Annotated in this window: 21 protein-coding genes; 8 read left to right on the top strand and 13 right to left on the bottom strand. The window is 67.4% G+C overall.

Going from position 1 to position 20,751, the window contains the following annotated elements; genetic code table 11:
- Positions 1–9: 9 nt before the first annotated feature.
- From QHF84_RS48360 to QHF84_RS48350, 3 genes are all read right to left on the bottom strand, one after another.
- On the bottom strand, positions 10–477 hold the full coding sequence (locus tag QHF84_RS48360; RefSeq protein WP_281320449.1) for a hypothetical protein: 468 nt from the start codon (positions 475–477) through the stop codon (positions 10–12).
- A gap of 916 nt (positions 478–1,393) precedes the next feature.
- Complete coding sequence (locus tag QHF84_RS48355; protein WP_281320448.1) at positions 1,394–1,927, bottom strand: RNA polymerase sigma factor; 534 nt, start codon at positions 1,925–1,927, stop codon at positions 1,394–1,396.
- Positions 1,884–2,438: a sigma-70 family RNA polymerase sigma factor gene (locus QHF84_RS48350; RefSeq protein WP_281320447.1), complete on the bottom strand. Its 555-nt coding sequence runs from the start codon at positions 2,436–2,438 to the stop codon at positions 1,884–1,886. The genes QHF84_RS48355 and QHF84_RS48350 overlap by 44 nt, the downstream gene beginning before the upstream one ends.
- 593 nt (positions 2,439–3,031) lie before the next feature.
- Here QHF84_RS48350 and QHF84_RS48345 point away from each other — a divergent pair.
- Positions 3,032–3,523, top strand: coding sequence for a hypothetical protein (locus QHF84_RS48345; RefSeq protein WP_281320446.1), 492 nt, complete (start codon positions 3,032–3,034; stop codon positions 3,521–3,523).
- Positions 3,524–3,655: 132 nt separating this feature from the next.
- On the opposite strand, the gene QHF84_RS48340 is transcribed toward QHF84_RS48345, so the two are convergent.
- The 3 genes from QHF84_RS48340 to QHF84_RS48330 are packed head-to-tail and all read right to left on the bottom strand — an operon-like array spanning position 3,656 to position 6,603.
- Positions 3,656–4,999 carry a hypothetical protein gene (locus QHF84_RS48340; RefSeq protein ID WP_281320445.1) on the bottom strand — a complete coding sequence of 448 codons (1,344 nt, stop codon included), beginning with the start codon at positions 4,997–4,999 and terminating at the stop codon, positions 3,656–3,658.
- A 15-nt stretch (positions 5,000–5,014) separates the two neighbouring features.
- Positions 5,015–5,533: a hypothetical protein gene (locus QHF84_RS48335; protein WP_281320444.1), complete on the bottom strand. Its 519-nt coding sequence runs from the start codon at positions 5,531–5,533 to the stop codon at positions 5,015–5,017.
- Positions 5,534–5,535: 2 nt separating this feature from the next.
- Positions 5,536–6,603: a hypothetical protein gene (locus QHF84_RS48330; RefSeq protein WP_281320443.1), complete on the bottom strand. Its 1,068-nt coding sequence runs from the start codon at positions 6,601–6,603 to the stop codon at positions 5,536–5,538.
- Between the two features lie 1,745 nt (positions 6,604–8,348).
- Between QHF84_RS48330 and QHF84_RS48325 the strand changes: the two genes are divergently transcribed.
- A complete protein-coding gene (locus tag QHF84_RS48325; RefSeq protein ID WP_281320442.1) occupies positions 8,349–9,230 on the top strand; it encodes a GGDEF domain-containing protein in 882 nt (293 codons plus the stop codon).
- A gap of 1,047 nt (positions 9,231–10,277) precedes the next feature.
- Here QHF84_RS48325 and QHF84_RS48320 read toward each other — a convergent pair.
- The 3 genes from QHF84_RS48320 to QHF84_RS48310 form a co-directional block, all read right to left on the bottom strand.
- Positions 10,278–12,080: a virulence-associated E family protein gene (locus QHF84_RS48320; RefSeq protein WP_281320441.1), complete on the bottom strand. Its 1,803-nt coding sequence runs from the start codon at positions 12,078–12,080 to the stop codon at positions 10,278–10,280.
- A 221-nt stretch (positions 12,081–12,301) separates the two neighbouring features.
- The gene (locus tag QHF84_RS48315; protein ID WP_281320440.1) at positions 12,302–12,574 is read right to left on the bottom strand and encodes a hypothetical protein; all 273 of its coding nucleotides are present in this window, start codon (positions 12,572–12,574) and stop codon (positions 12,302–12,304) included.
- Positions 12,575–13,046: 472 nt separating this feature from the next.
- Positions 13,047–13,340 carry a hypothetical protein gene (locus QHF84_RS48310; protein WP_281320439.1) on the bottom strand — a complete coding sequence of 98 codons (294 nt, stop codon included), beginning with the start codon at positions 13,338–13,340 and terminating at the stop codon, positions 13,047–13,049.
- Between the two features lie 46 nt (positions 13,341–13,386).
- On the opposite strand from QHF84_RS48310, the gene QHF84_RS48305 reads away from it, so the two are divergent.
- The 3 genes from QHF84_RS48305 to QHF84_RS48295 all read left to right on the top strand — a co-directional run bounded on the left by QHF84_RS48305 (position 13,387) and on the right by QHF84_RS48295 (position 14,954).
- Complete coding sequence (locus QHF84_RS48305; protein ID WP_281320438.1) at positions 13,387–14,139, top strand: hypothetical protein; 753 nt, start codon at positions 13,387–13,389, stop codon at positions 14,137–14,139.
- A 147-nt stretch (positions 14,140–14,286) separates the two neighbouring features.
- Positions 14,287–14,529 carry a hypothetical protein gene (locus QHF84_RS48300; protein ID WP_281320437.1) on the top strand — a complete coding sequence of 81 codons (243 nt, stop codon included), beginning with the start codon at positions 14,287–14,289 and terminating at the stop codon, positions 14,527–14,529.
- Positions 14,526–14,954 carry a hypothetical protein gene (locus QHF84_RS48295; protein WP_281320436.1) on the top strand — a complete coding sequence of 143 codons (429 nt, stop codon included), beginning with the start codon at positions 14,526–14,528 and terminating at the stop codon, positions 14,952–14,954. The genes QHF84_RS48300 and QHF84_RS48295 overlap by 4 nt, the downstream gene beginning before the upstream one ends.
- A 602-nt stretch (positions 14,955–15,556) precedes the next feature.
- On the opposite strand, the gene QHF84_RS48290 is transcribed toward QHF84_RS48295, so the two are convergent.
- On the bottom strand, positions 15,557–15,691 hold the full coding sequence (locus QHF84_RS48290; protein ID WP_281320435.1) for a hypothetical protein: 135 nt from the start codon (positions 15,689–15,691) through the stop codon (positions 15,557–15,559).
- Between the two features lie 359 nt (positions 15,692–16,050).
- On the opposite strand from QHF84_RS48290, the gene QHF84_RS48285 reads away from it, so the two are divergent.
- From QHF84_RS48285 to QHF84_RS48275, 3 genes are all read left to right on the top strand, one after another.
- Complete coding sequence (locus tag QHF84_RS48285; protein ID WP_281320434.1) at positions 16,051–17,511, top strand: site-specific integrase; 1,461 nt, start codon at positions 16,051–16,053, stop codon at positions 17,509–17,511.
- A 282-nt stretch (positions 17,512–17,793) separates the two neighbouring features.
- Positions 17,794–18,417, top strand: a complete 624-nt coding sequence (locus QHF84_RS48280) for an Rrf2 family transcriptional regulator (protein ID WP_281320433.1) — start codon at positions 17,794–17,796, stop codon at positions 18,415–18,417.
- Between the two features lie 74 nt (positions 18,418–18,491).
- A complete protein-coding gene (locus QHF84_RS48275; protein ID WP_281320432.1) occupies positions 18,492–18,941 on the top strand; it encodes a carboxymuconolactone decarboxylase family protein in 450 nt (149 codons plus the stop codon).
- A gap of 129 nt (positions 18,942–19,070) precedes the next feature.
- Here the strand turns inward: QHF84_RS48275 and QHF84_RS48270 are convergent, their stop codons facing one another.
- From QHF84_RS48270 to QHF84_RS48260, 3 genes are all read right to left on the bottom strand, one after another.
- Positions 19,071–19,532 carry a DUF3592 domain-containing protein gene (locus QHF84_RS48270; RefSeq protein ID WP_281320431.1) on the bottom strand — a complete coding sequence of 154 codons (462 nt, stop codon included), beginning with the start codon at positions 19,530–19,532 and terminating at the stop codon, positions 19,071–19,073.
- Between the two features lie 7 nt (positions 19,533–19,539).
- On the bottom strand, positions 19,540–19,752 hold the full coding sequence (locus QHF84_RS48265) for a hypothetical protein (RefSeq protein WP_281320430.1): 213 nt from the start codon (positions 19,750–19,752) through the stop codon (positions 19,540–19,542).
- Between the two features lie 296 nt (positions 19,753–20,048).
- Positions 20,049–20,480 (bottom strand): hypothetical protein, encoded by a 432-nt coding sequence (locus QHF84_RS48260; RefSeq protein WP_281320429.1) that lies wholly within the window; start codon positions 20,478–20,480, stop codon positions 20,049–20,051.
- Positions 20,481–20,751 lie beyond the last annotated feature (271 nt).

Genomic DNA, 20,751 nt, shown 5'->3' with positions numbered 1-20,751 from the left:
ATCTAACACCTACGTTCTGGGCGGGGAGGCAAGGATGAACGCTGCGAAGCCGAGGAGCCCCAAGGGAACCAAGGAACGTGCCGCCGGCTTGAGCCGCCCCTGCTCCGCGAACCACGGCCCGAGATGCCGCGCGCGCAGCTCGGGCACGACGCGCACGAGCTGCGCGGCGCGGGCCGACGCATCGATGTCCGCGCTCGCGTACGAGTACACGTAGAGAGCGCCCTCGCTCGTGACGACCGGGGCGTCCAGTGGGCCCGCGCGATTGAGGGGCCATCCCGTCGCCATGCGTAGGACGCGCGCGGTTGAGCAGAACGCTTTGCCTCGGGGCAACCGCTCCGTGTACCCCTGTTGCGTGTGCGTCGCGACGAGCAGGGCCCTGCCCGCGCGCGCCTCGTTCGCGATGTCGCGAAGCCAGCCGATCTGCCACTCCTCGGGCGGCCAGGACTGCAACCCGGCCGAGTAGCCGATCAGCGCCACGCGCGAGACCTCGCGCACCCCGGCCTGTCTGTCGATGGGCGAACTCCAGGAGCTCGCCCATCATCGGTCCCTTCGCGAGCCCATCGGCGACCACGCAGGGCTGCGTGCCGAGCGCCGTCCGGTTCTCCGAGGCGTGGAGGGTCCCGTGAACTCGCGCGTCGTGCGACAGGACGGGCATCGCAGCCGTGGCTGGGACGGGCAGGAAGGTCGTTGACCCTGCCGGTTCGCAAGTCCCAGCGGCGCGGGGAAACGAAGCTCCTCGCCCCCTTGGCGAAGGGCGAGCGGGAGGGGCACGTGGCCCTGAACGATCGCCGGAAGCCGTGGGGCCAGTGGGGGCTCGACCAGGCGTTCGGACGCGTGGCCATGCGAGCTGGGCTCGAGGGGTGGTCGGTGTATTGTCTCCGAGGATATGAGATCGAGCCGATCGGGCTAGAACCAGCGGGAATCGGCCCAGAGACCGTCGAGCCCATCGAGCCGATCGGCGAGCGTAACCCCGCGATTCCTGGTCCCTCGACAGAATCCCGACGAGAACCCGAGGGGACCACGGCCCCCCCGTCGAGCCCCCTCCTACAGGCTACCGCGGCCGTCCGTGCGATGCTCGACGCGGCGCTTGCGTCGGGTGACATCGAGGGCGCGCGGCGCGCTACGGTCGCCCTACAGGCTCTCCTCGGCGAGCCCCCGCCCGCTGGCCAGGAAGCGCCGGCCTCGGCGGTGAAGAGCAGCCGCAAGCGCCGGAAGGCGTAGGCCGCTCCCATGGCCCCGGGCGGCCCGTCGAGAGCTCGCCCGGGGCTCACCCCTTCCCGATCCCCCTGCACCATGTGCGCGTCGCGCCGAGCGGCACGAGCTCGCGGCGTAGCCGGCGCGCGAGGAGCGCCGCCGCAACGCGCCCGCTATTGCGCGGCCGTGCTCCCGTGGATCACCTCATGATCGCCAGTAAGTCACGCGCTCGCGAAAGCCTGCTCTTCGCCGTGCCGAGCACCACGCCGACGGTATCGGCGGTCTCGCTTGTCGTGTACTCGAGCGCGTCGAGCTCGACCACCCTGCGCAGGTTCGCAGGCAATCGCTCGACCAACCGCAGAGCTTCGCGAGCCTCGAAACGGAGAGCGGGATCCCCCCCGCGCGAGGGTGTTTCGTCTGCCGGGCCCCCACCGCTCCGCCTTGCCCTACGCCGGTAGTACCGGGAGGTGCGTACTGCAAACGCCGCGATAAGCGTCCGTGTGGCGTCCACGTCGGCCTTCCCCTCGATGACGCGGATCCGCCGCTCCTCGGAATAGCGCCAGAATGCGAAAAGCACGTCCTGCGCCAAATCGTCACGGTCGGCAGGGATAACGCCTACCCGGCGAGCAATGCCGCAGACGTAGGGCCGAAGCTTCTCTAGATCGGATTGATCCAGCGTGATCCGTTCGCTATGCTCGCCTGTCTCTTCGTTGACCACCCATTGCCGTTGCATGGCGTCCCTCCGTTCGTTTCAGCCGCTCCTGTCCAGCGTGCAATCGTTTCCAAGCGGTAGCGCGCGAGGTTTCGAGCCTCCGCGCCATCTGATCGAGCGAATAGCCTTCGAGGTGGAGCCGCAGCGCGGCGCGCTCGACGGGCGGAAGCCGTTCGGCCCGATCGAGCCATTCCCCAAGCGCGGCGCGCTCCTCCGGCGAGGGGGACGGATCCGGGGCTTCCTCGATGCGCCCGGGGCTCGTCGTCACCTCGACATGCCAACGGTGGAGCCTGCGATAGTTCGCGGCGTGCCCGAAAGCGATCTGCCGGAGATAGTCGGCCGGCCGCTTGATAGGTACGCCCTCGGCTTTCCGCCGCGCGTACGTCGCGAAAACCTCGTGCAGCACGTCGGGCGCGTCGTCCTCATGAACGCCCGAGCGGAGCAGGGTCACGATTAAACGCTCCCTGCATTCGGCGTAGAGGTATCCTATCCCGCTCGCGCCGTGCGGGCGCTCGGGTCCCTTGCGCTGCATTGTGCATCGCTCCCGGACCGCGTAGGACGGCCCAGGCTCGATTTACGAGCGGCCGTGGCCCGGTGGCAAGGGCATTTGCTTGTGACGAGCGTTTTTCCTGGCCACGTGTTGCACGAGGACGATATGCCACACCGCATGCATGCAGCATTGATCGCGCATGTTCGTGACCGCGGACGCGTGAATTGTTGGTTATTGACAGATATTCGCGGGGCTCCCGTCGACGAATATCCGGGCGGCCGTCCTCGCGGCGCTCGCGGCCCGTCACGGCCGAGGCCGAGGACCAGGGCGCCTCGATGCAGGGCGCTCGCGGCCGTCCTCGCGCGTCGAGCCGCGCCGCCCGGGCGAAAAGCACGAGCACGAGCTCGCGGCCGTCCTCGCGGCGCTCGCGGCGCTCGCCGAGGTCATGGTCGAGCCGAACGAGGCCGAGGACGAGGGCGCCTCGATGCAGGGCGCTCGCGGCCGTCCTCGCGGCGCGCTGTCAGACCACCGGCAGGGCGAGCGCTCCCATGGCCTTCGAGCTTGTCCACGTAAGCACCGTTGGACTAGGCTAATACTGCTCGGACGAACGGCGTAGACGCGACAAGTGAGACACCGTGAAGGAATACATCTCAGTCATAGCGGCGATCGTTGCTGGCTTCTTTGCCATACTCACGTGGAGGCTCAAGCACTCGGCTGACGAAAATGTGCGAAAGTCGCTGCTGGAGAAGGAGCGACGCGACGAGTTGAAAAATCTCTACGCCGACATTGGCGCACTAATCGAAAAGTCTATTACGCAAGTTTTGGCATTGGAAAGGTGGACCCTCGCCGAGGAATTCGCCAAGGCAAACGCCAGACTTCGTTTGCTTGCACCGCAGGATGTTATCGATCAATATTCGCTCGTTGCCGATCTGATGCAGAAATGGTCGTCTCTGTACACGAAATCAATGCCCGAAAAGCACACGGACGGGGACAGGTCATATCTCATAATCCGTTCGCCGGATCCGCGGGAGAAGTATAGGAAGCCCGCCGAGGAAGCCCACGTAGAGATGCAGCGCGAGCTAGCCAAGCTCATCAAGCTCATGCGCGATAATGTAGCGAAGCCGTAACGATTGTTCCAGAGACGCTCTCGGCGCTCGCCGAGGTCATGGTCGAGCCGAACGAGGCCGAGGACGAGGGCGCGCTCGATGGGGAGCGCGATTGTCCAGGAAGACGGAAGGGAGCCGCGAGGAGAGCAGCGCTCAATTCGTGACGAACATCCCGCGCCCGCCCCGACCTTGCACGCGGGCGCGCTCCTCGGCCGCTTGGCGCTCGTCCTCGGCCCGCATCGCCGCGAGCCTCGGATCCGTCTCCCGCCCCTCCCGCTCCTCGTATTCCAGCGCCTTCCGATCGCCCCGCTCGACCAAGCGCGCATGATCGGCGCGCAGCATGGCCCGCGGCTTCCCCGCCGGATCGCGTAGAAGCAGGCGCGCCCGCTCCTCGCTCGAAAGGGCCCGCCCGAAGTTTCCCTCGTGCAATCGATCTGACAGGCTCCATTGCGTCGAGAGTGCTCGCATGATCGCGACATCGATCGTGTACGATTGCCGCTCGGCTTCGGTCCGCTCCTCGGCGGGTCTTCCCAGGAACCGACCGAGCATCACGGCCGCCTCGGCGAGCTTCGGAGTCACCGGCTCGAATTCGCTTCCCAGCTTGCGCGCATCGACGCCGGCCTCGTGCGCCTCGGCCGCGAGCTCGGCGAGCATCCCGCGCGCCTCGCGTTCGAGCTCGCCCGCGAGCGCAAGCATGGCAACGGCGGGCGCAGCGTGCGCATACCAGCGCTCGACATCGGCGAGGGATTCCAGGACGGCACGCGCGGCGGCGCGGCGCTCCTCGGCCTCGGCCTTGATCTCCCGGGCCCGATGCGGCTCCGCCGCGAGCGCTCGCCGATCGCCCGCCTCGGCCGCGTCGAGAGCGGCGAACACCTCGGCGCGGAGGGTTGCGGCGCGTGCGCGCGCCTCGCCGAACGCCTTCCGCGACATGTCGAGGATCGCCGCGAGCTTCGGCCCGGGGTGCGTCGCGACGTAGGCCGCGCTCGCCTTTTGCGCGTCCTCTCCGGCCCGCACGATGCGCGCCTCGGCCTCGGTCCGATCGGCGTCCGCGCGAGCCCCCTCGAGACGCGTCCGCGCCGCCGCGAGCGCCGCGCACGCCTTTTCGAGAGACGCGCCAGCCGCAGCATGCCGCCGCGAGAAGGACGCGAGGATCCCAGCGGCGCGCGCCTCGGCTTGCTGCGCCGCCGCGAGCGTCGAAGCCGCGCGCTCGTCGTCGGGAGCCGAGGCGGCCGCGTCCTCGGCCTCGTGCAACGCTCGACGGGCCGCTTGGTGCGCGCGCTGCGCGTCCTCGTAGGGCAGACGGGCCGCCGTGAGCACCGCTTGCGCGTCGGCCTCGGCGCGCTCGCATTCGAGGACGGCCGCCTCGGCGCGCTGGACCTCGACAGACGGCGACGAGGGGGGAGCGGGCGGCAATGCCGGGCGAGACGGGGGCGCAGCGGGCGCGGGCGCGGAGGTCCCCCCGAGAGCGGAAAACAGACGGCCGAGAGGGTTTTTCATGGGAAACGCTTCCTTTCATCGAGCGCCGCCCGCGGGCGGCGAAACACTCATTGCGGCGGCTCGATCGGCTTCCGCGATGATCGGCGATTTCGTGGGCGGAGAAAGAGCAGCGGCGCAGCGGCGGCATGCTTCCGCGAAAACTCCGGCCGCGCGAGCGGCGAGCGCTGGATCCCTGCGCCTCGCCTTGACCAGCATAGGGGCAACGACGTTGATCGTCTGATGCTCCTTTTGAATGGTCCATCCGGGCGTGCGGTACGCCGCGCCGAGGACGTGCATGACCTCGTGACAGACGGCCTCGGGCCATTCCCGTAGCTGCCGCATGGTGCGCGGCGTACGAACGGCGATCCTCGCGCTCCTCGCTTTGCGATCGACCGTGCACAATCCCGCCATGCGTTCGCCCTTCGCCGGGTATCCCGCGCCCGCGTCATTGCACGGATACCGGAGATCCTCGACGTGGCGCGCCTCGATCGTCCAATCATCGAGGCCGAACGCCTTTTGCCAGAATGCCACCTCGGCCGCGAGGTTCGGGAGCACGGTCAACCCTCCAATGCGGTCGCGAGGCGGACCGCGGTGATCGTTCGTCCGGACGCATCGACGGGCGCGAGGCCGCTCGCGTCGTCGCCCGCCTCGGCCGCGAGCTCGCCGCACGTGACGAGCACGAGCACGGCCGCGCGCGCTTCCTCGAGGGACATCCCGCCGACGTGCGCCTCGAGGACGAGCACGGGCGCGGGGATCGGCGCGGAAGGATCCAGCGCGGCAAGGGACCGCGCCGCCGCGAGGACGGCCGCCGCAGCTTCGGAGAGCTCCGGGGGATCATCGAGGCGCGCCTCGCTCGCGGACCCCCCGGCGAGCTCGTGCACGGACGCGGGCGGCGCGTCGAGCGCGTGATCCGGATCGGCCTCGGCGGGCGCATCGAGGCCGGCCTCGTGAGCCTCGCGCGTCGCGCTCGCGGCGAGCGTCGGAAGCGCCGGCCGGGCGTCGAGAGCTTCCTCGGCCTCGGCGGGCGCAGCGGCGGCGCGGAAGGATGCCGGGCGGCGCGCATCTTCGAGGCCGCGCTCGTGCTCGCCGATCGGCTCGCGCGTCTCGCGGCGGGGCGCCTCGGCCTCGGCGGGCGCGGACGGGGGACGATCGGCCGGACCGGCATCGATGGGAGCGGCGGGCGGCGCGGCTCCGTTCGTCTCGACAGACGGGCGCAGCGGACGCGCCTCGGCGAGCACGGGCGCGGCGTCGAGAGACGGATCGGCGAGGGGAGCGGCAAGGGGTGCGCTCGTCCCGATCGATCGTCGCGCAGCGGCCGAGGACGGGCGCCTCGGCGAGCGCGGAGGGGGGCGCGCATCGAGGCTCACGACGTTGCGGCACGCAGGCGCCTCGGCGAGCGCGGGCGCGGACGATGCGCGCAGCGGGATCGGCTCGCGCGGCTCGCGCGGACCGGCATCGACGGGAGAGACGCGGCGAAGGGCGCGAGGCGGCGCGGGCGGCGCGTAGCCTCGGCTGGACAGATGGCCGAGCATCGTGCGCCGGGCGTATTCGTTCCTCGCGATCCCGGCTTCCTCGGCCGCTGATTGCAGCGCCTCGGCCTCGGCCCGCGTCAGCCGAAAGGACACGAATTCGGAGGCCGGCTCACTGAAACATCGTCGGGGGCGGCCCATTGTGCACGCGGAGCATAGCAGCGCGGCGCGATTACGGCCAACAGTGAGGAGCATCGAGGCGAGTTTTTCGCGAATAGCGTGCACGAAACGAGCGGCGAGACGGTGACGGGCGCCGACGTTCACGGACACGAACCGCGCGAAACAGCGAGATCCGCCTCGTTTCCAGTGTTCAAGACGATTTCAACGCGTCGAGGTCTTCGCGGGAAAGTCGCCTCCCTTGCGCCTGAAAATTCCCCTATACTGTTTGGAATGGGCAACCTCGCCAAACTGTGCAAAGCGCCTCGCCCCTGGTGCGAGGAGCACCAGCGGCGGCGCGAGGTAGGGTAAGGCGCCTCGCACTGGCCAGAGATTGGCCAGAGATTGGCCAGGGATTCCCCAATGGTTTCGCTGGAGTGTCCAATCGGCCAATCTGTCCAAGGGGTTCCGCAACATCTTCTACGTGTACACGTGCGCGTATCGCGTGCGCGCCTCCCCACCGGGGGAGCGTGTAGCGTGATCTCCCATGTGTGCGCGTACGCTTGTGCCTGGACACATTGGACACGCGTGCAGATGAGGCGGGATCGCAAGGGTTTTTGCAGTGTCCAATCTCTGGCCAATCTGCGGCCAATCTCCGAAGACTGGCCAGGGGGAGCCACGGGAAACGCCGCGTTTTCGGACCTCGAGAGCATCGAGGGGGACGAGCACGAGCGCCGCGAGCACCTTGCCAACCGCACCCCCTCGCCGCTCTCCCCACGTGCGCGGAGCGGCGGCGCGGAGCACGAGCGGCGCCTCGGCGCGCGCATGGTCTCCCCCCAGCTCCCCGCGGACCTCGCCGAACGCCAGCGGGCCCCCAGCGCCGCGAGGACGCCCGGTAGCAGCTCCCCACGGGCGCGAGTCCCCCCGTCCCCCGTCGATGCGTCCTCGGCCCGGTAGCGCGCGCCCGTGAGCCGAGCGGCGAGCGCCGGCCTTCGCACCCCCCCGCCGAGGACACCCCACGCGAGGAGCACGAGCACGAGGCCGGGCCTTCGCGGGAGGCGCGGGTGCAGCGGCGGCGCGGGCGGCGCGTGGCCTTGAACGTAGCCGGTACACGCTAGACGGGACAGAAACTTCACTCTGATTGGCGCTAGGGCGATAATGTGGTCATGCCCCAGCCTAACTGCCCTCGTTGCAATAATACAACGCTCATCCTCGAGCCCGTCACTGCTACGCAAGCCCTTCGAGCCAGCGGAAGAGAAAAGACGCACAAACTGCATGCGGTCGCCTGCGGCGGGTGCGGAGCCATATTCGGTATCCTGGACCCGGAAGTTGCGGACAACGTCGACAAGATTCGAAAAGACCGCTGAAGCGCACGAGCACGAGGCCGGCGTCGAGCCTCACGCCATGGCGCACCCCAGCCGCCCCGCACGACGCACCCGCCGAGGCCGAGGCGCCTCTACCGCGCCCGCCCGGTCTCGACGTCACCTTGCCGCCGCTGCGCGCCCGCGCCCGGCATCGGGAGAGGTCCGCGCTGCCACGAGCTCGCTGAACGTCGAGACGGACCTCGGCCGCGACGGGGACGGGCGCACCCCGCGAGCAGATCCTCGAGCGCCGGCAGAGCACACCCCGCGCCCCCTCCGAACGCGAGCCGAGGAGCTGCGCGGCATCAGCGGGAGGACAGGCTTTCACGCCCTCGCAAGCGTCCCCGTTTCTACTCCGTCCGGCAGATGTGATAGGGGTAGGCCATGAGCCGGATGGACGCACGTATCAGGGAAATGCAGTTTCTCGCGCGGCTGGATCGCGAGGGAGAGATCAAGCATCCAGGGGGTTTCGAGCACATTGAACACCAAGAGATGGTCCTGTCGCTCCTGCATGATGGCTACATAAACGATATTGGTTCGCTCGCATGGGGCGGCGGCGAGGCGTTTGCAGGCGAATTCAATCAGTTGCGACAAGCGCGTGAAAAGAAACGCTGGCAAGAAATCGGGGATCTGCTGCACGGGGCAAAGGTCGATTTAACGTTTCGCATTAGCCATAAGGGCCGCGTGCGCCTTTCCGAGCTCCAGCAGCAGCTACGCACCGGCCGCGACCGAGACCCCACGGGCTTGTGCTTGGCGAAACGGCACTTGGAGACCGATCTTACCATTGCACTAATGTCCGCCAGCAACGAGACGCCGCTGTCCGTCGTGTACCTGGATATGAACGGGCTCAAAGCGATCAACGATAAGCACCGGCATGTGGGCGGGGATGCGGCGATCAAAGCATACCTGGAGGCCGTTGTTGCGACGTTCGGCGAGCGTGGCGAAGCATACCGCGGTGAGGGAGGCGATGAGGTAATCGTCATCCTGCCTAACGTGGACGACGCAGCCGCCGCCAAGCTTCTCGCCAATTTCACGCGGCAGCTTGCAAAGGATGTCCTCGATCTGAATGGCGAGGCTCTCATCCTCACGGCCTCGTGCGGAAGCGCATGCACAATGGATCCCAATCAGGACGCCGTTGGCGACCTCGCGGACAAGGCGCAATACCGCGCAAAAGAGGAATCGAAAAAGCACGATCCTCGCGTGAGCGCGATCGCGGTGGGGTCTGGCGATGTGACTATATTCAACCCCCACAATCGCGAAATCTAGGCAGCGGAGCGGCCGCGAGGGGCAGGACGCCGATCCGATGCCTTGCCCGTCCTCGACCCGCTGCGCCGGTCAGGACGCGCGAGCCGCGCCGAGGCGCCCCGATGCCCGCCCGCGGTCCCCTCGATGCGACCTTGACCCCGCTGCGCGCGCCACCGCTGGCCACCGAGCACGAGGACGGGCGCGAGGGGGACGAGCGCCGCGAGCTCGTGCACGTGAGCTACGCGCCGAGGCCGCTGTGCGTCCGTCTGTCCGCCCGTCCTCGCATCCCGCGAGCGTCGCCGAGGAGCTACAGGCGCCGCGGGCGTGGACCTCGGGGGGCGCCCTTGCAGCACATGTGCAGCCCGATCGGGAGGTACGCGCCCGGCCTGCCGGGCGTAATTCTCTAATGCACATTCTGCCCAAGTTGACGCCCCAGCTCGCGCCGTGGTAGCGTGAATCCTTCTGTGGGGTTGTTTGACGGATCCCCGTTGTTTTTCGATCGGAGGAAGATGCAGCTTCATGGCCCCATACAACCGACCCGCGTATTATTGTGAATTCTGCGGCCACATCTCGTGGAGTGGCTTTCGCAGAGACCGACGAGGCAATGCTCGTGACAGGTTCCTTGAATTCCAGCGCCACCCTGCCAAGTGTAAAAAGCGCAGCGGCTCAATACGCCCGAAACCGTCAGGGCGTCACTGGCTAAAGTGACTTAATCGATGCGCGCCGCCCGTCCGCGGGGTTCGGGCGGCGCGCCGTTGTTCCCTCCGCGCGCGTTCGATGGGGAGGCCGCCCGCCTCGGCGCGGGCCTCGAGAGCATCCCGCGCGAGGAGCTACGCGCCGCGCCCGTACCCCGCAAGCGCCCCCCCCGCTCCTCGGCCTCGCCGATCATCGTCCGCGCCTCGTTCGTCCTGCCAGGCGGCCGGCGTACGCGCCCCGATCGGCCTCAGCGCGCATCCTCGAGACGCCGCTCGTCCTCGCGTTCGTCACGCGCCGCCGCTGGGATCGGCCTCGTGCTCGCCGCGGTAGGCTTCCCAAGCTGCCCCCACGACGAGCGCGCTGGCTCCGGCGTCAACCGTAGCAGAACCCATCGCAATGGCCGTTCGGACGATCCGGGCCGAAAGGACCGTTCGGCATGCATGCCGAATTGCTACAACAGCCATTCTTGCAGGGGTGGCAACTGCACTCAGGCGTGATCGTGCAGCGGCATCCGTACCGGCCTCGCGGGCGCGTATCCACGGGTCGAGACGGCGAGGCGGGCGCGGGTTCCGCCGGGTCGTTCGCGTCCTCGTCCTCGCGCGGTAGCTCTGCGCCGGCCTCGCCGCTCCTGGATGGCTGCGGAGGCCGCTTGTAGACGGTCTCCCTGCGGCCGTCGCGGCGCTCGCGGCCGTCCTTGATCCATCCCGCGCGCATGAGACACGTTGCCGCGCGGATGCTCGCCCCGTGGTCCATTCTGGACGCGTCCAGCTTGACCGCGTGCTCGAGAACATCGGAGACTGTGACCTCCCCGCGCGTTGGCTTTTCCAGGTAGACGTCAATCAAGCCCTGCCACGCATCGCCGAGGCGGCGCTTCTCGGCCTCGGCCGCGCAAACGGCCTTTTCCTCGGCTGTCTCGGGCCACCAGCGGCGAGAATCAGGATCCGGATCCTCGTATCGCGCAAGCGCCTCCGCAAACAACAATTCGCGTTCGGCCGCGAGCGCGCCGAGGTCCGCCTCGTGCGTGCAGCGCACGGGCCAGAAACGCCGGTTTTCGTCGTCGCGGAGGTACGTGCCCAGCGCGTTCGGGTTGACCGTGCCCGCGAACACGCATTGCCGCGGCGCGGTGTCAGCCGCTTTCGCGTATGGTCGGCGGTAGTGGTCCTCCTGCGTCGCGAGAAACGCCTTGACCCTGGAAACCTCGGCCTTGTGGATCCCATCGAGCTCGGCCATTTCGACGCACCAGCGCCCGCGCAGGACCTCGAAACGGTCCTTGCTCGTCCAGTCGATCGACGCGTCGGAGAACCACGCCGCGCCGAACAGGGTGCGCAGCGTCGTGCTTTTCTTGATCCCCTGGAGTCCTTCGAGGATCAGCATCGTGTCGACCTTCTCCCCGGGCCGCATCGCCCGTGCCACGGCCGACACGAGAAACCAGCGCGACACGAGGCGCACGTATTCGGTGTCAGGCGCGCCGAGGTGCTGGATCAACCACGTCTCGAGGCGCTTTTCGCCGTCCCATCGAAGGCCGCGCAGCCATTCGCGAATAGGGTGGATCCGGCGCTTCTTCGCCACGAGCTCGGCCGCCGCGTAGCATTGTGCTGGGCTCAATTCGAGTTCGTATCGACGCACAAGCCATGCCTGTAGCTTCGTGACGTCCGTCTCCGTCCACTGCGATAGCGGCGCGCCGTCGTCGTCGTCGGGGTGCCACGGCGGCGAGTGAATGCACACGATGGCAGCGACGAATTCATCCCACGCAAAGACGCCTTTCCACGATTCGTCATGCGAAAGGATGGTAATGGCATTCGCCGGGACGTGGCGAATTTTGCGGCTGTCGCGTGTGTACGTGTACACGATGGCGGACCGCCAATCCCCCGGGGGATAGTCAGGCGCTCGCGGCTGGGATCGCTTGCGCCCGCGGGCCTTGCCTTGCGCCTCGGCGCCCTTCGACGGGCGAGGGGAGGAAGCGCGCTTGTCCTCCTCGCCAGGCGGACGGCCGCCATCGTGCTCGGCCTCGGCCTCGCATGGTTCGCCGCGAGCCTCGGCCGTCCCGATCGCCGCGCCCACCTCGGCCTCGCGCGGAAGCTCCCCAGCGTCGACAGGGCGGCCGTCGAGAGCATCGAGGGAATGCTCGTCCTCGCGCCGCCCATTGCATTCGTTATCCGATTCTGCTACTTTCATTGTGTCTCGACCATCCGCGGCCGTCCGGGTGTCCCCCCGGGGCGGCCGTTTTTCTTGGTACACAATCCCAGCGCGCACGATCGCCGCTCGCGCGAGCCATCGCAGCGCGCACCTATCCCGCCGCGCCGCCCTCCTTTCTACGCGTCCCCCTGGCATTATGATTGCGAGGCCGCGAGCGCCGCCCGGCATCGAGGCCGAGGACGCTCGCGCCTCGCGTTCGTTCAGGCGAGCGCCGCCGCGCCGCCCGGCATCGAGGCCGAGGACGCTGCGCCGGCCGTGCTTGCGGTGTCGTTCGCCGCGAGCCGATCGAGCGCCGCGCCGAGCTCTTCCCGGATCGCGTCCAGGTTCGCGCGGGCCCGCTCGAGAGCGATCCGCGTCTTCCTCGAAATGGGTTTTCCGCCGAGCACGTGCCCTGCGGTGATCGGGTGAAGGTCCGCCGCGCCTGCGACGAGCAGAACGCGCTGCCTATCGTTCAATCTGTCGAGGTCTGCCATAGCTCGGCACTCTACCCAGGACAGACGCGCCTCGTGCAAGGCATTTCGTGCACGTGTACGTGAGTGCAATCGAGCCTCAACGCAATGCAATCGCGGGCCATCCCCGCGACGCATACCGCTCGATAGGCGAGGGTTGACGCTCGATTGCTCGCGCGGAGGTCCGGCCGGGTGAGCGTCGGAATCTTGCTCCCCTTCGCCGGGGGCAAGCGGGCGCACCGAGGACGCGCCGCCCGGCGTCGCACGTCGAGACGCCCCCTGCAATCCTCCTCGGCCTCGGCGCGAGGCGATCGGCGAGCCGGCCGCGAGCTCGTGCACGTCGAGCCGGCGCTCGTCCTCGGCCCGCTGCGCGCATGGTCCGCGGCCCCTTGGCCCGGCGAGCATCGAGGTGGGCGCGGAGCACGCTCGTCCTCGGCCGCGCCGCGAGCTCGTGCGCGTCCACCGATCGTAAGCGCCCGGCCTCGGCCGCGAGGAGCTACGCCCGGCCGGACCTCGGCCCCCTCGCCGAAAACTTGGGGATCTCGAGGACGGACCACACGATCCCGCGCATGGCGAAGGGGAAGGCGAGCACGAGGACGCTGGGCAAGGGCGACACGCGGCGCAAGGCCGCGAGCGCCACGACGAAGAGCGCCGCCGCGAAGAAGAGCGCCGCGAAGAAGAGCACGAGGCCGAACGCGAGGCGCGAGGCCGCGAGCGCGCCGCCCGCTGCGCCGGCCGAGGCGCACGTCGAATCGAGAGCGAACGCAGAGCGCGAGCAAGCGCCGGTCACGCAGAAGGACGCGCATGCTGCTCGGGTCGAGGAAGCCGTAGCCCTCTTGCGCGAAGTGCTCGCGTTCTTTGGGCCCAACTTGATTCGGTTTTCCTACACGCCAACGGCGGGCGAGATCGAGGCCCTTGAGCGGCTCCGGATGACTCCGAAGACGACGAAAGATCCACAAATCAGGCATCGGCGCCACATCCGAACGATACAGCGGATTGTATGGGCTCAGGCCATTCTATCATGCCTGCTAGTTGCGATCAGGGAGAACAGTCACGCCGCATGGCTTAGGCTGGAAGTCGCCGCGAAGTCATTGGGATGGAGTGGCGATCCGCCGCAGAAAGACCTATTCGTTTACGCCGTTGTAGAAGCCATCGGCGAAGCGCGGCAGGAATTGAGCCGGATCCGGGGGTTTGGACACTTGGCCCCCGGATGGCGGGACCACGACACGAAAGGCGGCAAGAAGAAAGACCCGAGGCGCGGAAAACCGCTTGATTCCACGACGGTCGACACCGTGCGCATCATTGCGGCGAGCCTCAAAGAAGACCTGGAGAGCATCGACGAGCGTTTCCGACGTGTAGACACAGATCGTGTGATTGCCCTGCTTACGGCCAACACGACGATTGAAAACGTCGCCGGACACATGATCGCGGATTGTGGAGCTCTTGGATACAAGGTCACGACCCCAAAGGAGCGGCAAAAGCTGATTGCCAATATATCCGAAACACACGGCAAGCGCGAGAGGGAGCGAAAGGCGAGCGTCGAGCGAATGCATGCGGAGCATCAAGCCGACCCCGACCCCGACGCCTAGACCGTGGGGCAGAATGCCCAAACCAGCTTTGGGCATTCCGTGCGAGCCGCGATTGCCCAAAGTCACTTTGGACATCCGTGGCGAATGCACACCGGCGCTTTGTGCATTCGTGCGTCCAGGAAGCTCGGGTAGGAGCGGCTTGCGACCATGCAGCAAGCACAACGCTCCAAGATTCCTCGGGCCCAAGGTGTCACCCCGCCGGATGACGTGCGCCAAGCCGTCGGCGCTCTTGTCTCTACCATCGGCGAACGGGCGGCCCTCGAAAGCCTCAACATCAGCCGGCAAACCTTGGCACGCGTGACGGGGGGCCTTCCCGTGCGCGTCGGGACGCTCGTCCTGGTCCGCCAGCAGCTACAGGCGCACGCGCACAAGGGAGGGAGCAGCGCATGAGTCTCCATGAGATCCCGCCCGACCTGCGCGAAGCCGCGTTGATCCTGCTTTCCTACTTCTTCCGCCTCGTCCGGAATGAGGCCGAAAAGCACACCAAAGGCGACGAGGGGCCGCGCTACTACGACCGAAAAACCTTCCCCTGGGGCGAACGGTCCTTCGAGCGGCTCACGGGGCAAGGGAAGCTCCGGAGCTTCAAGGCGCCCGACGGGAAGACGATCCTCGTGCTCCGGGACGAGGCTCACGCGTTCATCGAGGCGCAAGAGGGCGCGCGCCCGCGAGCGCCGCGCCCGCCTCCCACGGCGCGCACCGCGGCGCCCGTTGACGTGAACGCCTTGTCACCGGCCGAGGCGCACGAGCTCGCCATGGGACGCGAGGCGAAGCAGGGCCCGACCACGGAACGGAGCCCGCGCCCGCGCCGCCGTTGATTCCGCCGAGGCGCCTCGCGCGAGGTCCGGACCGTCGAGACATCGATCGGCCTCGTGTTCGCGCGTCCTCGGCCATCGTGCGCGCCCGTGGGGGGCGGGCGCGCTGGGATTGAAGGACTCGAAACGGAGCGGCGAGGCGCACGCGTGCGCCGCCGCTGGTATGTCATGACGAACCACACACGAGCGGCGCCTCGATGCGCGCCGCCCGAACGGACCGATCCGCCCCTCGCCGGGCGAGACATCGAGGCCGAGCACGGCCGCGAGCTCGCCGCGCTTCCGAACGGGCCACGCTGCGCGGAGCATCGCGCCGCCGCGAGATCGCGCCGCACGGGCGAGCGTGCGCCCGCCGAGGACGAGCACGAGGCGGACCTCGAGAGCATCGCGCCGCGGCGCTGCGCCGCTGCGCCGGGCGGACATGCGCGCGCCGAGGCGCGCCCGGACGAAGGGCGCGAGCGCGCCCCCCACCACGCGCGAGCCGATCGCCCGAGCGAACCGAGCTCGAGAGCACCCCGACGCGGGTGCGCAGCGGGCGCGAGAAGATCGGCGAGGGGGGCGAAGCAGGGTTCGGGCGCTACCGCGACGCGGGCGCGAGCACGAGGCGCCTACGCGCCGCCGCGAGCCGATCGCACGGGCGCGCCGAGGCCGAGGCCGAACGCGAGCACGAGGCGGACCTCGAGAGCCCCCGCGAGCTCGCCGAGGTCCCCCCGCGCCGAGGCCGGCCCGCGCAGCTCTGCCACGTCCCCCCACGGGCGCGAGGACGGGCGCAGCGTGCGACGTGCGACGCCGGGCCGCTTTCCCCTCGCCGATCGCTTCCCGGGCCCGCTGCGCGCCGCCGCGAGCCAACCGAGCGGCCGAGGCCGGCCCTTGACGCCCGCCGGGGGGTGTGGTCGGCTGGTAGGGCAGTACAAAAAGCGGGCCCCGTCCGGTGCTGGTAACACCGAACGGGACCCTAAGACAAACCCCGCGGTAATCGAGGTTTGACCTATGGGCACCATACCGTCCATCTGGGCAAGATCCAGCCATTTTTCAAGCGCGGAGGTCCTGTAATATGGGCCGCCGTCGCACTGGTAACATATTGCTTGAAGGTGACCATTACGTGGCGCGCGTCCTTCTGGACGGCCGCTACGTGAGGATCCACCTCCCCCCGGGCATATCCGAAGCTCGCGCCCGCGAAACCGCGAAGTTCTACACGGACAATCCGGACAAGGCGCGCGAGCGGATCGAGCAGCAAGCGCGCGAGCGGAGCAAGGGCGCCCCCATTCCAAAGGGAGAGACCTTCGCCGCGTATTTCGAGCGGTGGATAAGGGACCGCGAGGAGCGAGGGTATACCAGTATCAAGAGCGACCGCTCCGCCTTTACGCTGCACGTCGTGCCGACCATCGGAGAGAAGCCAATCGCGACGATCACGCGCGAGGATTTGGAAAGACTGGTTCAGGTCCTCGACAAGAAGATCGTCCAAGGCGAGTATTCGTGGCGCAGCGCGAAAAAGCTATGGCTTGCGGTGCACAAGCTATTCAGAGACGCATCATCGGCGAAAAACCTCGCGTTACGCGTCCGCAAGGACAATCCAGCGCAGGGCGTCGTGGGGCCCGACTTGGGTACTCATCGATCGAAGGTGTACCTTTTCCCGGTCGAGTTCTTGCAGCTCGCATCGTGCGAAAAGGTGCCGCTCGAAATGCGCCGACTGGCGACGCTTGCCATATACCTCTACTCCCGCATATCGGAGATCCTTCGTCTGCGGTGGACCGACGTTAACCTACAGGAGGGCGTCATCTATGTCCGCCGCAGCTTCGATAACGCTCGAAAGCAGGAGAAGGGGACGAAAACCAAGCGCCCGCGCGCCTTTCGCATCGAGCCGAATCTACTGCCCTTGCTTCACGCGCTGTACGCCGAACGTGACGAAAGCGGCCGGGTGATTCCAGTCTATGGCGGCCACATGGCCCGGCGCTTCCGCCTCGCCATGCAGACGGCAGGACTCGACCGGCCGGACCTGTACATCGCGGATGACCTCCACAAGCGAATGACGTTCCACGACCTACGTGCGACGGGGATTACGTGGATGGCCATGCGTGGGGATTCTACGCATGTCATCATGCAGCGCGCGGGACATCAGAACTTCAACTCGACCTTGGTCTACATCCGCGAAGGTGAAGCGCTCCGGGGCAACGCCGGCGAGGTCTTCCCACCCCTGCCTGCCTGCCTGCTCGTCCCGGCCGGCGAGGGATCCGCGGGCGGCGGGAATCTGTCGGAAAACTATCGGGGAGGAACGACCCCGACGAGCCAAGTGTCGGTAAAGTCGAGCGAAAGTGAACCCGGGGCGTATTGCTCTAGACACTACGCGATCACCAGTTGGCTCCGCGCCGGCATCCCTGTCCATGTTGTCGCCTTGGCGCCCAGAGTCCGGTTGCGGTCGGCACTTCCGGGCGAGGCCTCACCGATATGCAGAAGCCCCTCCGGGCCGCCGCCACCCTCACGCCGACCCCCAAACCCTTCGAACCTCCCAGGAACCGGCGCCCAGGCGCAGACTGCATGCGGGCGCTCTCGCGGAGCAAGGTGAGCTGCTGCCGAGTCTCGTTCGGAGCCTCTTTGCTCAGGGCCGGCGAGGGGCAGGGGGCTTTAGGGCCAAAAGAACATCGGGCGCGGGGACGCGAGGCTGGCAGCGCGCGATGACGCGTGGCCCAAAGCGTGTTTCGAATCACAGATCGAAGAATGCCGCGACGCGGCAGGGGGCGGCCGAACGGTGCCTGATCGCTCCTTCTCCATCTGGTTTGGGTTGACTCCTTAACGCGGACTGGTATAGGTTGCGTTAAGCTTAACGCGGACAAGCACGGGTGGCGTTATGATTGATCCCAATGAGCAGGCCGAAGATGACAACGGTCAAAGCCCGAATGACGGCCAGCAAGCAGGACAGCGCAAGGGTGTCAGCCTGTTCGGAGTATCCGTGGAATACGGGCTCCATACGCTTCTTTGGCTGGTCGCCGAGCATCCCAAGCGTGCGAGCAGTCGTGACCTTGCGGAGATGCAAGGTGTGCCAGCGGCGATGCTGGCGAAAATCCTGCCGAAGCTGGAGAAAGCCGGGATCGTCAATTCGAGCGACGGCATCAATGGTGGATACGAGCTGGCCAAGTCGCCCGAAGACATCTCCGTGCTCGCGGTCGTGGACGCCATTGAAGGCGATCGCAAGCTCTTCGATTGCAAGGAGGTGCGGCGCGGGTGCGTGTTGTTCGGAGGAACGCCGCCGCCTTGGTCGATCGACGGCGTCTGCCGCATTCATGCGGTCATGCTGCGGGCCGAAAAACGCATGCGTTCCGAGCTTGAAAAGACCAGCTTGGCCGATCTTGCTCGTGGCGGGCGACCGGAAGACTTCGAGAGCCAAGTCGCGGACTGGTTCCGCGATCGCGCCACGGCTCGGGAAACCTCACGCGTGACGGCCTTGAAGGAAGGACGCCGCTCGCCCCGCTGAGACTCACCACGACCATTCAGAAACCCAGAACGACGGCACAGAACGACACACGTCAACCGGAAAGGATCAACTCAATGAGCCGCATGAACTGGTACCAAGTCGCTCCCGAAGGCGCAAAGGCGTTGCTCGGCGTCCACCACTACATCATGAAAAACACGAACCTGCCGGAGGAGCTCATCCATCTCGTGTTTCTCAGGGTCTCGCAGATCAACGGCTGCGCCCATTGCATCGACATGCACGGTCGCGATCTTCGCCAGACGATGTCGGTCGACAAGGTTGCGCTGGTGCCTGTTTGGGATGAGGTGCCGCACCTCTTTTCTGATCAACAACGCGCGGCACTGGCCTGGGCAGAGGAGGTGACCCGTGTCAGCGAAACACACGCATCTGACGAGGCCTACGCGGCGGCGTCCGCCGCGTTCGAGCCGAAGGACCTGGTCGATCTGACGATCACCATCGCCGCCATGAACGCCTTCAATCGGTTGGGTGCCCCTTTCCGTCTTCCGGTGTCTGCCAAGGCGACCTGATCGACTATCGACGGGTCGGGGCGGCGCTCCTCACCACGCAACAATAGCTGAGAAGCATCCGGCGCCATCGCCAGCCCCCCTTTCAAGCCCACTACGCATGCCCCTACGCGGCGCCCGCACACGCCCCGCTCACCCGCCGAACACCTCAGCCACGATGACCTCCTGCGGATTCTGGGCATCCACGAGGACCGTCACCAGGCTCCCCGTCTGCGGCTGCCCGACATACCAGGGCACCATGATCCACGCGACGTGCTCGGTCCCGTTCAGCGCGAACGATACGTTCACGGAGTATCGGCTCGTCAGACGGCGTCCCGTGCGGTAGGTCGAGTCCACGACGCGCCCCTCCACGGTGAGGCCTTGCTCGAAAAGCGCGGAGATCCGCCGGCACCGCCGATGAAGACCACGCGCCACAATGGCCGTCACGAAAACGGCAGCGGCCAGTAGGTCCCAAGGGACCTCGACATTCCGGCCCGTCATCACCCGGTGCAATAACCCGATGACGAGCAAGCCCCAGGGGACGCCGGCAATGTGCAGGAGAAGAAACGAGAGGTAATCCCGTGTGACGATTCGGCCGATGGAGGGACGGGGCACGTGGACGTCAATGGTCCTTCATGTGCCGACCAAAGGCAAGCCCCGCCACCCGCACCTCTGCCCCACTCTTCCGCAACCCGATCCGCCTCCCGATCTCCCGCAGCGTCTCCCCCTCCACCAAGGCCCAGACAAGGAGCTCTCGGTCGCTCGCGTCGAGCCTCCCCAGCGCCACGCGCACCGCGTCCACCAGCTCTGCGTGCGCCTCGGGCTCCGTCGACATGGCTCGCGCAGCTTCGATGGCCCGCCCGCCCCAGCGTTTTCCTCATACAGGCGTCGCCACAGCGCGTCGTCAGCGCTCGCCATCGGCATACCGACACAAAAGATCCGGATCGGGTAGGTCCCCCAAGTTGACGACGCCTCGCCTGACGTGCCCAATTCTCCGCCGGAAGCACGACACCACAAGCAACGCGGGGCCACCATGCTCGCGCACATGGCCGATTCGCTGTTCTTCAACGAAGACGTCCCAGCCATTCGCGTACGGCTTCAGCGTGTTCGGCATGAGCTGCCGCATCGCACTCACCTCGCAGGCGCAATGAAGTAGAGCAACCCTCGCGCGGTCGGGACGCCAGCCGATGGCTCGACGAACGCCGCCGGGAAGTCGGCTGCTACCAGCCGGAGCAGCCCACGTTCCTCCGCCGTGAGCAGCGCTCGATCCAGTAGCGTCCTCGGCACCTCGGGACACGCCACGCGCACGAGAGACACAGGCACGCCGGGCGTGTCGCGGTAGCTCGGGAGCAACCGCAGGAGCTCGCCAAGGACACGCGAGACGAGATCCGGATCCGCAGCCGCGCCGCGAGCCGCGCGTATCTTGTCGACGAATCGCATCACCTCCGCGAGCTCGCAGGGAAACAGTTCGCGCAGCACGTCGATGGCCTGCTGAAAGGGCGTGCGAAACCGCGGAGGCGGCGGACGAGACGAGGAGCGCCCCTCCCCCACCGCGCGCTTCATTTGCACCCGCGAGCTCGGTGCGCTCGGAGGTTCGTCGGGACGTATCGTTCGGAGATATTCCTCGGGCATGAGCGCTCTCCATCGTGTGGTTGGATCGCGAGCATCACGAGAGCGACGACCGCGCGGAAGCTCCCTCCTCATGCCTAGCAGCCCGTGGACCTATCCCGAAGGACGATCGACAGGGACGGGAGGGGATGGTAGGTTTGTCCGCGTCATGTCGATGGGTCGAAGACGGGAGAAGCAGGCGCCGCTTTGGGTGGCGGCGCCTTCG

This window comes from Polyangium sp. y55x31 (assembly GCF_029946505.1).
Taxonomy (GTDB): domain Bacteria; phylum Myxococcota_A; class Polyangia; order Polyangiales; family Polyangiaceae; genus Polyangium.
The sequence above is the reverse complement of the archived record's forward strand: the minus strand, read 5'-3'. Positions and strand labels throughout refer to the sequence as shown.

Coding starts and splice junctions, on each gene's coding strand:
- QHF84_RS48300 (WP_281320437.1), top strand. CDS start 14,287: ATGCAGCAAGCACAACGCTCCAAGATTCCTCGGGCCCAAGGTGTCACC.
- QHF84_RS48275 (WP_281320432.1), top strand. CDS start 18,492: ATGAGCCGCATGAACTGGTACCAAGTCGCTCCCGAAGGCGCAAAGGCG.
- QHF84_RS48355 (WP_281320448.1), bottom strand. CDS start 1,927: ATGCAACGGCAATGGGTGGTCAACGAAGAGACAGGCGAGCATAGCGAA.
- QHF84_RS48280 (WP_281320433.1), top strand. CDS start 17,794: ATGATTGATCCCAATGAGCAGGCCGAAGATGACAACGGTCAAAGCCCG.
- QHF84_RS48320 (WP_281320441.1), bottom strand. CDS start 12,080: ATGAAAGTAGCAGAATCGGATAACGAATGCAATGGGCGGCGCGAGGAC.
- QHF84_RS48340 (WP_281320445.1), bottom strand. CDS start 4,999: ATGAAAAACCCTCTCGGCCGTCTGTTTTCCGCTCTCGGGGGGACCTCC.
- QHF84_RS48260 (WP_281320429.1), bottom strand. CDS start 20,480: ATGAAGCGCGCGGTGGGGGAGGGGCGCTCCTCGTCTCGTCCGCCGCCT.
- QHF84_RS48295 (WP_281320436.1), top strand. CDS start 14,526: ATGAGTCTCCATGAGATCCCGCCCGACCTGCGCGAAGCCGCGTTGATC.
- QHF84_RS48315 (WP_281320440.1), bottom strand. CDS start 12,574: ATGGCAGACCTCGACAGATTGAACGATAGGCAGCGCGTTCTGCTCGTC.
- QHF84_RS48350 (WP_281320447.1), bottom strand. CDS start 2,438: ATGCAGCGCAAGGGACCCGAGCGCCCGCACGGCGCGAGCGGGATAGGA.
- QHF84_RS48265 (WP_281320430.1), bottom strand. CDS start 19,752: ATGTCGACGGAGCCCGAGGCGCACGCAGAGCTGGTGGACGCGGTGCGC.
- QHF84_RS48325 (WP_281320442.1), top strand. CDS start 8,349: ATGAGCCGGATGGACGCACGTATCAGGGAAATGCAGTTTCTCGCGCGG.